The organism is Pseudonocardia lutea (genome assembly GCF_042658055.1).
GTDB classification, from domain to species: Bacteria; Actinomycetota; Actinomycetes; order Mycobacteriales; family Pseudonocardiaceae; genus Pseudonocardia; species Pseudonocardia lutea.
In genome coordinates, this window is record NZ_JBHSQK010000002.1 from 57,591 (window position 1) to 67,372 (window position 9,782).

At 76.4% G+C, this 9,782-nt stretch carries 11 protein-coding genes and 1 pseudogene; 7 read left to right on the top strand and 5 right to left on the bottom strand.

The window, feature by feature from the left end; translation table 11 throughout:
- Window positions 1-62 precede the first annotated feature (62 nt).
- Both ACFQH9_RS00890 and ACFQH9_RS00895 read right to left on the bottom strand, forming a co-directional pair.
- Window positions 63-710: a metal-dependent transcriptional regulator gene (locus ACFQH9_RS00890; RefSeq protein ID WP_379563119.1), complete on the bottom strand. Its 648-nt coding sequence runs from the start codon at window positions 708-710 to the stop codon at window positions 63-65.
- A 101-nt stretch (window positions 711-811) separates the two neighbouring features.
- Window positions 812-1,297, bottom strand: a complete 486-nt coding sequence (locus ACFQH9_RS00895; RefSeq protein ID WP_379563097.1) for a DUF4188 domain-containing protein — start codon at window positions 1,295-1,297, stop codon at window positions 812-814.
- Window positions 1,298-1,459: 162 nt separating this feature from the next.
- Between ACFQH9_RS00895 and ACFQH9_RS00900 the strand changes: the two genes are divergently transcribed.
- The 4 genes from ACFQH9_RS00900 to ACFQH9_RS00915 are packed head-to-tail and all read left to right on the top strand — an operon-like array spanning window position 1,460 to window position 6,034.
- Window positions 1,460-4,867 carry an ATP-binding protein gene (locus ACFQH9_RS00900; RefSeq protein WP_379563099.1) on the top strand — a complete coding sequence of 1,136 codons (3,408 nt, stop codon included), beginning with the start codon at window positions 1,460-1,462 and terminating at the stop codon, window positions 4,865-4,867.
- Complete coding sequence (locus tag ACFQH9_RS00905; protein ID WP_379563101.1) at window positions 4,834-5,034, top strand: heavy-metal-associated domain-containing protein; 201 nt, start codon at window positions 4,834-4,836, stop codon at window positions 5,032-5,034. The genes ACFQH9_RS00900 and ACFQH9_RS00905 overlap by 34 nt, the downstream gene beginning before the upstream one ends.
- Window positions 5,035-5,080: 46 nt before the next feature.
- A complete protein-coding gene (locus tag ACFQH9_RS00910) occupies window positions 5,081-5,503 on the top strand; it encodes a hypothetical protein (RefSeq protein ID WP_379563103.1) in 423 nt (140 codons plus the stop codon).
- Between the two features lie 60 nt (window positions 5,504-5,563).
- Window positions 5,564-6,034, top strand: a complete 471-nt coding sequence (locus ACFQH9_RS00915; protein ID WP_379563105.1) for a DUF6010 family protein — start codon at window positions 5,564-5,566, stop codon at window positions 6,032-6,034.
- 85 nt (window positions 6,035-6,119) lie between these two features.
- Here ACFQH9_RS00915 and ACFQH9_RS00920 read toward each other — a convergent pair whose 3' ends face one another.
- The gene (locus ACFQH9_RS00920; RefSeq protein WP_379563107.1) at window positions 6,120-6,638 is read right to left on the bottom strand and encodes a L,D-transpeptidase; all 519 of its coding nucleotides are present in this window, start codon (window positions 6,636-6,638) and stop codon (window positions 6,120-6,122) included.
- A 274-nt stretch (window positions 6,639-6,912) separates the two neighbouring features.
- Entirely contained in the window at window positions 6,913-7,671 is a 759-nt protein-coding gene (locus ACFQH9_RS00925) for a maleylpyruvate isomerase family mycothiol-dependent enzyme (protein ID WP_379563109.1), read from the bottom strand.
- A 106-nt stretch (window positions 7,672-7,777) separates the two neighbouring features.
- Between ACFQH9_RS00925 and ACFQH9_RS00930 the strand changes: the two genes are divergently transcribed.
- A complete protein-coding gene (locus tag ACFQH9_RS00930) occupies window positions 7,778-8,440 on the top strand; it encodes a maleylpyruvate isomerase N-terminal domain-containing protein (protein WP_379563111.1) in 663 nt (220 codons plus the stop codon).
- Between the two features lie 23 nt (window positions 8,441-8,463).
- Here ACFQH9_RS00930 and ACFQH9_RS00935 read toward each other — a convergent pair whose 3' ends face one another.
- The gene (locus tag ACFQH9_RS00935; protein WP_379563113.1) at window positions 8,464-8,694 is read right to left on the bottom strand and encodes a hypothetical protein; all 231 of its coding nucleotides are present in this window, start codon (window positions 8,692-8,694) and stop codon (window positions 8,464-8,466) included.
- 164 nt (window positions 8,695-8,858) lie between these two features.
- Between ACFQH9_RS00935 and ACFQH9_RS00940 the strand changes: the two genes are divergently transcribed.
- Both ACFQH9_RS00940 and ACFQH9_RS00945 read left to right on the top strand, forming a co-directional pair.
- A complete protein-coding gene (locus ACFQH9_RS00940) occupies window positions 8,859-9,293 on the top strand; it encodes a Fur family transcriptional regulator (protein WP_379563115.1) in 435 nt (144 codons plus the stop codon).
- Between the two features lie 86 nt (window positions 9,294-9,379).
- Window positions 9,380-9,782 (top strand): annotated as a pseudogene (locus ACFQH9_RS00945) (catalase/peroxidase HPI); the annotation flags it as partial.

Here is a 9,782-nt window from a genome sequence, read left to right on the forward strand (position 1 = left end):
CGGCCGGCCCCTCCCCAGGGCCGCCGGCGCGTCGGCTCTCCCGGGGCGGCCCCGCTCCGGACCTAGCGGACGACGCGGCCGTGGATCAGCCCGGTGAGCAACGGTGCCAGCGCGACCCGCTCACCCGACACCCGCACCCACCGCGGTCCGCCGTACGGGTCCTGCTCCTCGACCTCCACCACCACGCCCGGCCGCAGCCCGCGCTCGCCCAGGTAACGCAGGGCGTCGCTGCGCCGGTCCGAGACCCGCTCGATCTCGAAGCGGCACCCCTCCGGGGCGACCGCGAGGGCCTGGCCCCAGCTCTCGTCGTGCCGGCCCGCCGGGCCCGGGATGGGATCGCCGTGCGGGTCGTGCGTGGGGTGGCCCAGCGCGGCGTCGATCCGCGCCTCCAGCCGGTCGCTCAGCGCGTGCTCGAGCTGCTCGGCCTCCTCGTGCACCTCGTCCCAGGGCATCTCCAGGGCCCGGACCAGGAAGGTCTCCAGCAGCCGGTGCCGCCGGACGACCCGCAGCGCGGCCCGCTCCCCGGCCGCGGTGAGGGTGAGGGTGCGGCCGCGCCGGACCAGCTCGCCGTCCGCCAACCGCTTGACCATGGCCGACACCGAGGGCGAGGACACCTGCAGCTCCTTCGCGAGCGCACCGGTCGTGACGGCCTCCCCGCGCGTGGACAGCAGGAAGATCGTCTTGAGGTAGTCCTCGACCGCGGGTGTCATGGTCCCCACGCGACGATGTTAGCCCCGCCTGACCTCGGCCGGAGCGCACGTCCGGACCCAACCGGTGGAGCCTCCGGTCGGCCCGCTCCGGCCGGACCGGCTCACGCGACCGTCCGGCCGTCCGCCATCCGCTGCGGCGCGGCGTCGCCGCGCGCGGTCACCGGGACCCGACGGGTCGCCCTGGCCAGTCCCAGCTCCGGTGTGCCCACGTACACGCTCTCGGCTCCCGCCACCCGGTACGTCTCGTGCCACACGCCGACGACACCCGGGGCCTTCCGCGCCCGCCGGTTGAACGCGGCCCATGCCGGCCGGTGCGTCGCCGTGCGGTCGCTCGCGTAGGCGTAGAGCTCGTCGACCGACCTCCAGTACTGGATCACGGTGGGTCCCCCGGCACCGAGCAGCGCCCGGAAGCCGAGCAGTCCAGAGTCGGGGTCGCGCGACAGCTCCCGCAGCATCGGGCCCATGGCCAGCAGGGTCGGCAGCCACTGGTCCACCCGCCACCACCGGTTGATCGTCATGCCGATGTGGAAGACCACCAGCTCGCCGTCGTGGTGGTGGGTCATCCGCCGGCCGTCCGTCCTCACCATCAGGGTCCTCCTCAGATAGCAGATAGCGTCGCTCCCCAATAATGGAGAGTCCAGGTATCCGTGTCAACCGCCGTGGCCGTCCTCACGGAGCTGGCTCCGCCGGGCCGCGGCGTGGTTGGTTGTCGCCGTGAGGTCCTCGCACGCGACCGCCGGCCCGCGCCGATGATCGAGGTACGGCTCCTCGGCCCGGTCAGCGTCGTGGTGGGCGGGGCGGAGTGCACCGTCGGCCGCAGCGGGGAACGGGCCCTGCTCGCGCTGCTGGCCCTGCGGGCCGGGCGCCCGGTCCCGGCCAGCGGGTTGATCGACGACCTGTGGGGCGACCGGCTCCCCGAGGACCCCGGCAACGCGCTGCAGACCCGGGTCTCGAAGTTGCGCCGGGCCCTGGCTGCGGCGGGAGCGCCCGGCGTCGTCGTGACCCGGGCGCCCGGGTACGTGCTCGACGTCGAGCCCGCGCGGGTGGACGCGTTGCGGGCGTCCGAGCTGGTGGAGCAGGCCCGCCGCGCCGACGAGGACCGTGCGGAGGCGCTCTACACCGAGGCGCTCGCGCTGTGGCGCGGCGAAGCCCTGGCGGAGTACGCCGGGGAGGGCTGGGCGGCTCCCGAGCAGGCCCGGCTCGCGGAGCTCCGGCTGACCGCGGTCGAGGAGCGCGCCCGGTTGCGGCTGGCGGCCGGGCGGCACGCCGAGGTCCTCGCGGAGGTGGAACCGCTGGTGGCCGCCCACCCGCTGCGCGAGCGGCTGCGCGCGCACCAGATGACCGCCCTGTTCCGCGCGGGACGGCAGGCCGAGGCGCTGGAGGCCTACGCCGATCTCCGCCGCGCGCTGGCCGACGAGCTCGGGCTGGACCCCTCCCCCGAGCTGGAGGCCCTGCACGACGCGGTCCTGCGCCGGCACCCGGACCTGGACCCGCCCGCCGTCGCCGACGTGCGCCCCTCCGCGCCGCTGCCCGCGCGGCTGACCGCCGTGCTGGGGCGCGGCGAGGAGCTGGAGCGGGTGGCGCACCTGTGCCGGGACCGGCGGCTGGTCACGCTGACCGGGCCCGGAGGGGCCGGGAAGACGACGCTGGCCACCGAGGCCGCGCGCACCGTGTCCGACCGCTTCCCCGACGGCGTCGTGCTGGTGGAGCTGGCCGGGGTGGAGGACCCGGCCCGGGTCCCGGCCGCCGTCGTCGACGCGCTGGGGCTGGCCGGCGACGCCGCCGTCGATCCGGCGGAACGGCTGGTGGGCGCGCTGCGCGGCAGCCGCCTGCTGCTCGTGGTCGACAACTGCGAGCACGTCGTGGACGCCTGCGCGGTCCTGCTGGAGCGCCTGCTGGCGGGGTGCCCCTCGGTGCACGTGCTGGCCAGCAGCCGGGAGGCGCTGGCGGTGCCCGGCGAGGTACAGCTGCCGGTGCGCCCGCTGCCGGTGCCGCCGGTCGGCGCGGCCCCGGCCGAGCTGGCCGCGAACGACGCGGTCCGGCTGTTCGCCGAGCGGGCGTGGGCGGCCAGCCCGGCCTTCGTCCTGGACGACACGACGCTCGGGCCGGTCGCCGAGATCTGCCGGCGGCTCGACGGGCTGCCGCTGGCGCTCGAGCTCGCCGCGGCCCGGGTCGCCGTGCTCCCGGTGGACCGGATCGCCGAGCGCCTCTCGGACCGCTTCGCGCTGCTCACCGCCGGCCCGCGGACGGCGGCCGCGCGGCACCGGACCCTGCAGGCCACGCTCGACTGGAGCCACGCCCTGCTCGACGACGAGGAGCGGGTCCTGTTCCGGCGCCTCGCCGTGTTCCGCGGCAGCTGGACCCTGGAGGAGGCGGAGGCGGCCTGCGCGGGCGACCCGCTGCCGGTGGAGGCGGTGCTGGACGTGCTCGGCCGGCTCGTCGCCCGGTCACTGGTCGTCGACGCCCACGGCGGTGACGGCCGGTTCCGGATGCTGGAGACCGTGCGCGCCTACGCGGCGCGCCGGCTCGACGAGGCCGGTGAGCGGCCCCTGTTCGCCCGCCGGCACGCCGAGGCGGTGCTGGCGGTCGCCGAGGCCGCCGCACCGCTGCTACGGGGCCGCGACCAGCACACCGCGCTCGCGCGGCTGCGGGCCGAGCGGGACAACGTCGACGCGGCGCTGGCGTGGGCGCTCGACCATGTCGTCGATGCCCCGGACGTCGCCCTGCGGCTGGTCGGGGCGCTGGGCTGGTGGTGGTACTTCGGCCGCCACGACGAGGGCCGGCGCGTCGTCGACGGCGTGCTCGGTGCGGTCGAGGGCGCGAAGGACGATGCCGGGGGCGGCGGCTCGCCCGCCGCCCGCGCGGTGGCCCATCAGGCGGCATCCCTGGTGTGGCGGCCGGGCGCGTGCGTGGTGCACCCCAGTCCGCGGTGCGCGCGGGAGGCGGCGGTGAGCCTGGCCGCGGCCGAGGAGGCCGGCGCGGCCGGGCCCGCGACCTACGCGCGGATCCTACTGGCGGTCGAGGGCGTGACCGGGGCCGACCCGGCGGGCGCCGAGGAGTTGCTGACCGCGGCCGAGCAGGCTCTGCACCGCGCCGGCGACGAGTGGGGGCTCGCCCTGGCCACCTTCGTCCGCGCCGAGATCGGGTTCCGGACCGGATCGGTCCCGCTCGCCGAGGCCGAGCGGCTCGCCGTGCGGGCGGCGGAGGGCTTCACGCGCCTCGGCGACCGATGGGGCCACTCGGCGGTGCTGGGCCACCACGGCACCGCGGTGCGCCTGTCGGGGCGGCCCGCCGAGGCCGTGCCGCTGATCGAGCGGTCGGCCCGGCTCGCCGCCGAGCTCGGGCTGCTGCTGACCCTGCAGTGGATGCAGGCCGAGCTGGCCTACTGCGCCCTGCTCCTCGGCGACCGCGACCGCGCCGTGCAGCGGTGCGCGGAGGCCGAGGAGACCGCGCAGCCGCTCGGCGCGGGCCCGGGCGCGGAGTTCGCGGCGCNTCGGCGCGGGCCCGGGCGCGGAGTTCGCGGCGCTGGTCCGCGGCTTCGTCGCGCGCCGCCGCGGCGACCTGGCCGACGCCCGCTGCGCGCTCGGCGCGGCGGTCGAGCACCTGGTGACCGCCGGGATCGGCGGGCTCGCGGCCGCGCTGGCCGTCCAGCTGGGGCACGTGCTCGAGCTGTCCGGCGAGCTCGACCCCGCGGACCGCACCCACCGCCGCGCGCTCGAGCTCGGGGGCGCCGCCGCCCGACCCGCCGTGCTCGAGGGACTGGCCTGCGTGGCCGTCGCCCGGGGCGGGGCCGCCCGTGCCGCCCGTGCCGCCCGGCTGCTGGGGGCGGCCGCGGCCGACCGGGACCGGACCGGGCACCCGGCCGACGCCGTCGAGCGGGAGGACGTGGACCGCGCCGGGTCCGCCGCGCGGGCGGTGCTCGGGGAACAGGCCTTCGCCGAGGCCGTGGCCGACGGGCGCCGCACGGGTCCCGGCCCGCTGATCTGCGGGGACTGACCCGACCGCGGGCCTGTCCCGACCTGGCCGGCCCGGACAGCGCCGGGACAGCGGCCGGACAGCGGTCCCGCCGACCCTTCTCCCAGGCGTCCGAACGGCGGACGCGACCGGAGGAGGGATCGTCGCCGTGGGAGTACTCGAGCTGCGCGTGCCGGACATGACCTGCGAGCACTGCGTCCGCGCCGTCTCGGCCGGGGTCGGCGACGTCGCCGGCGTCACCGCCGTCGAGGTCGACCTGCCCGCCCGGACCGTGCGCGTGTCCGGTGCCGCCGCCCCGGAGCGGGTGCGCGCCGCCGTCGCCCGCGCCGGTCACCGCTGCGCGCCCTGACCGCACCCCGAACCCGTCCTCCGTCCCCTGACACCGGGAGTTCCTCGTGAAGACGCTGCTCCGCCCCACCACCCCGACCGGCCACTTCGTCCGCCACTACCTGGAGATGGTCGTGGCGATGATCGTCGGGATGGTCGCCCTCGGCCCGCTGTGGTCCCTGGCCGGCGACGCCCTCGGCGTGGCGCCGGTGCTCCACGCCACCGAGCCGGCGGCCCTGATCATGGCCACGAACATGTCCGTCGCGATGTGCGCGTGGATGCGCTTCCGCGGCCACGGGTGGCGGGCGACCCTCGAGATGGCCGCCTCGATGTACCTGCCGTTCCTCGTGCTGTTCCCGCCGCTGTGGGCCGGCCTGATCTCCGCGGGCACCGTCATGGTCGGCGGCCACGTGCTGATGCTGCCCGCGATGGCCGCGGCGATGCTGCTGCGCCGCGCCGAGTACACCGGCCACTGCCCGGCCCGGTCCTGACCCGTCCCCGTCCCCGCGCCGGGTCGGACACCCGGCGACCGCTCCCGGAAGGAACCGATCATGGTGGTCGAACTGCTCGTCGAGGGTGCCGTCGGCGGCGCCTTCTGGTCGCTCGTCGGCATCGCCCTGTCCCGCTACGTCCGCGACGTCGCCGGACGCCTCCTGCTCGCCGGCGTGCTGATCGCCGCGGCCGTGTTCTACGTCGTGTTCGCCGCCCGGGGCGACGCCGGCGGGGGCTGGCTGGCCGCCGAGGTCGTCGGCATCCTGATCTACGGCGGGATGGCCGTGCTCGGCGTCCGGCGCTCGCCGTACTGGCTGGCGGCGGCCTGGGCGCTGCACCCGGTGTGGGACATCGTGCTGCACAACATCGGTCCGGGCCGCGCCTTCGCGCCCGAGCCGTACACGATCGCCTGCCTGAGCTGGGACCTCGTGGTGGCCGCGGCCATCGCGGTGGCCTACGGCACCGGCTTCGTCGGTGGCCGTCGCACGCGCCCCGCACCCGCCGACGCGGTGGCGGTCGACGCGGGCTGATCCCCCTGAGCAGCGGCCCGGCCCGGGGAGGGCCGGGCCGCTTCCGCGTGTCAGGGCGACGCCGGTGAGGACCGCCGGGGCGGGACTACTGCTGGGCCGGGGCCGGCTGCGGGGTGCGCGCCGCCATCTCCTCCGACGCCTTCACCACCTGCACCATGTCGCCGATCTGCAGGTAGCCGAACCACGCCTCGGCGTCGGCCGGCTCCAGGTGAATGCATCCGGCGGAGGACCGGTCGGGGCTGCCGGAGTGGAAGGCGATGCCGCCGTCGTTGAAGAACACCGACCACGGCATCGGGGCCGGGTCACCGTTGGGCAGCCGGGACTCCTGGCTCAGGTGGTCCTTCTCCTTGCGGTAGACGCGCAGCGAGTGCCCGATCGGGGTCTCCTGGCCGTTGCCGCCGGACGAGATGCGGACCGGGCCGCGCGTGACCTTCCCGTCCTGGATCAGCCAGGCCCGCTGGGACTCGAGGTCCACGCACGCCCTGGCCGAGACCGAGCAGGGCGTGCCCTCGACCAGCGGCTCCGCGTGCGCCCGCTGCGCGGCGGGCGACTCGGCGAAGGCGGGACCGGCGACCAGGGCGCCGCCGAGCCCGATCGCGGCCACGACGGTCGCGAGGACCGTCCTGCGTGTGCCGGTGCGTGTGCGGGTGGCTGATGCGAAGCGCCGCGTACCCAAAGCCTGCCGCTCCTCGTGTCGGTGTGGTGGCCTTCCGCGAGGAAGACGTCCACACACCCTCCGGGGTTGCCCGGTCACGCTGAGTTGATCTCGGTCGGCGGCCGGCATCAGGTCCAACGCCCGCACACCCACACGGGAAACGCCGGCGCCGCGGCCGGTCACCCGCAGGCGCCGAACGGTGCGAACCTCACGCGGAAGGGGCTCATCCGAAGGCGACGTGGCGCAGCCACAGGTCGAGGAGCGCGGCGTCCCCGGCGACCTCGAGGCCCTCCCGGTCGCGCCGGCGGTAGACCAGCAGGAGCAGCTCCGTGAGGGGCGCCCGGACGGTCACGGCGGCGCCGCCCGCCCCGCGCCGCCAGCTGAGGACCGGGCCGGTCAGGTCGACCGACCACGCCGCGCCGACGTCCGTCGCCTCCAGCGCGAGGGTCCGGCCGGCCCCGAGCAGTTCGCGCTTCTCCGGGCGCAGCTCGAAGTGCTGCGGAAGGACGTCGAGCTCCATCCACTCGTCGACGGCGTCGAGCGCCACCTCGGGATCCACGACGAACGGGGTGCCCGCGGCGAGGGCGGCGTCGGCCCGGTGCACCAGCGTCTCGTGGGCGAAGCGGCGGGCCCAGAAGGTGGTGCTGCGGAAGTGGAAAGGGCCCCAGACCGCGGTACCGGGACCGGCGGCGCGCAGGGTGGCCGCGAGCCCGGCGGCGCCCTCGCGCAACCGGCCGGCGGGCAGCGGGCCGCCGTCGTCGCCCAGGACGTCCCGCACGACCGCGTCGTCGAGGAAGCCGGTGGCGCGGGTCCGCACGATCTCCTCGGCCCAGCGGTGCCCGCCGTCGACGTGCCGGAGGAGCGCGCCGAGGCTCCAGCCCGGGCAGGAGGGCACGGGCGCGCGCAGGTCGGCGCCGGCGGCGTCGCGCGTGAGCAGGTCGGTCTGGGTCACGATCTCGGTGCAGTGCCGCGCGAAGTCCATCGGGCCTCCTGTGGTGAGAACGGTGCCGTCGGGAGGTGGTCGGAGCCGGCCGCGGGGTCTCGACACGCGCTCGCGCGGACCTCCGTCGGATGGTTGGCTCCCGGACGTGGACCCGATCGACGAGTGGACACAGGCCCAGCAGCGGGTCGTCGAGCTGGTCTCCGGCGCGCCCGACCCGGAGGTGCGGGTGCCGGCCTGCCCGGACTGGACGGTGCGCGACCTGTTCTCGCACATGGTCGGCCTCGGGGCGGACGTCGTCGCGGGCGACGAGCCGGACGACCACAACGCGACGTGGACGGCCGCGCAGGTGCAGAAGCGCCGCGGGCGCACGGTCGCCGAGCTCGTGGCCGAGTGGCACGAGGTCGCCGAGCCGCTGCGGAGGTGGATGCGGGACCACGGCGCCCGCCCGCTCGGCGACGTGATCATCCACGAGCAGGACCTGCGCGGGGCGCTGCACGCGCCCGGCGCCCGGGACACCCCGGGGCTGTGGGCCGTCCGGGACCGCTTCGCGGGGCGGCTGGCCGACCGGCTGCCCGCGGGCCCGTCGGTCGCCCTGGTCGGCGAGACGTGGCGGTGGACCCCCACCGGCACCGTCGACAAGGCCCCGGTGCTGATCCGCGCCCCGGACTTCGACCTGGCCCGGCTGCTGATGACGCGGCGCTCGGCGGCCCAGCTCGAGCGGTGGACGGAGCGGGGCGACGCCGCCCCGTACCGGGCGGCCTTCGAGTCCCTCGGCGCGCTCCCGCGGCAGGACCTGACGGACGGCTGACGGGCTCGGCCGACGGAACGGCGTCAGTCCCCGCCGTCCCGCAGGGAGAGCACCACCCGCAGGACGTGTTCCACCGCCGACTCGAACAGCGCCCCGCGCAGCTCGCCGCGGGTCGCGAGGTTCTGCGAGGCGAACTGGAGCATGCGCTCTGACCCGGCCCGGCGCACCACCAGCGCCGCGATCTCCTCGAGGTCCAGCCCGGGGTTGTCCAGCCGGGCGAGCGCGAACTCGACGACGAGCTCCTCCTCGGTCACGCTCCCCTCCTCTCCCGGTCACGCTCCATCCTCCCCCGTCGGGAGGCGCGTCACGATACGGCGACGCGCTCGGTACCGGTGGAGTGCGTGACCGAACCATCGTTCTTCACCCGATCCCTCTTCTGGACTTGATCCAGTCCGTTCTTCGTGCTGAGATCGGTGTCGTGCAGAGCAGCGCGCAGATCGAGCGTTCCCTCCGTGATGCGGCGCTGCGTGTCACCGCGCCGCGCAAGGCCGTGCTGTCGGCGGTGCACGAGCACCCGCACGCCGACACCGAGACCCTGATCGCGGCCACCCGGGCGCGGCTCGGGTCGGTGTCGCACCAGGCCGTCTACGACGTCCTGCGCGTCCTCACCGACGTGGGCCTGGTCCGCCGCATCCAGCCGGCGGGCTCGGTCGCCCGCTACGAGGCACGGGTGGGTGACAACCACCATCACCTCGTGTGCCGCGTCTGCGGCGCGGTACGCGACGTCGACTGCGCGATCGGCGAGACCCCCTGCCTGACCGCCTCCGACGACGGCGGCTTCCAGATCCAGGAGGCCGAGGTCGTCTACTGGGGCCTCTGCCCCGCCTGCCAGTCCCCGCCCGCGGGCCGCTGAGCGCGCCCCCCACCGACCAGACCCCAGACACACCCACCACCAGGCCGGCCCGCCCGGACCGGCGTCCCCCCGAGGAAGGACCTGACGTGCCCCCCGAGAGCGAGAACCCGGCCGTGGCCGACCCGAAGCCCCGCGACTCGTCCGCGAGCCCGCAGGGCACCGACAGCACCGCGAGCCGGAGCGAGAGCGAGAACCCCGCCCTCGCCGGCCCGAGCCCCCACACCGGGCAGCGGCCGCGCAGCAACCGCGACTGGTGGCCGAACCAGGTCGACCTGTCCGTGCTCACGAAGACCTCGCGCGAGTCCGACCCGCTCGGCGACGACGACTTCGACTACAAGAAGGCCGTCGCGCAGCTGGACTTCGAGGCCGTCAAGGCCGACATCGTCGAGGTCATGCACACGTCGCAGGACTGGTGGCCCGCCGACTGGGGCCACTACGGCCCGCTGTTCATCCGCATGTCGTGGCACGCCGCCGGCACCTACCGGCAGC

Coding starts and splice junctions, on each gene's coding strand:
- ACFQH9_RS00890 (WP_379563119.1), bottom strand. CDS start 710: ATGACACCCGCGGTCGAGGACTACCTCAAGACGATCTTCCTGCTGTCC.
- ACFQH9_RS00895 (WP_379563097.1), bottom strand. CDS start 1,297: ATGGTGAGGACGGACGGCCGGCGGATGACCCACCACCACGACGGCGAG.
- ACFQH9_RS00915 (WP_379563105.1), top strand. CDS start 5,564: ATGGTGGTCGAACTGCTCGTCGAGGGTGCCGTCGGCGGCGCCTTCTGG.
- ACFQH9_RS00925 (WP_379563109.1), bottom strand. CDS start 7,671: ATGGACTTCGCGCGGCACTGCACCGAGATCGTGACCCAGACCGACCTG.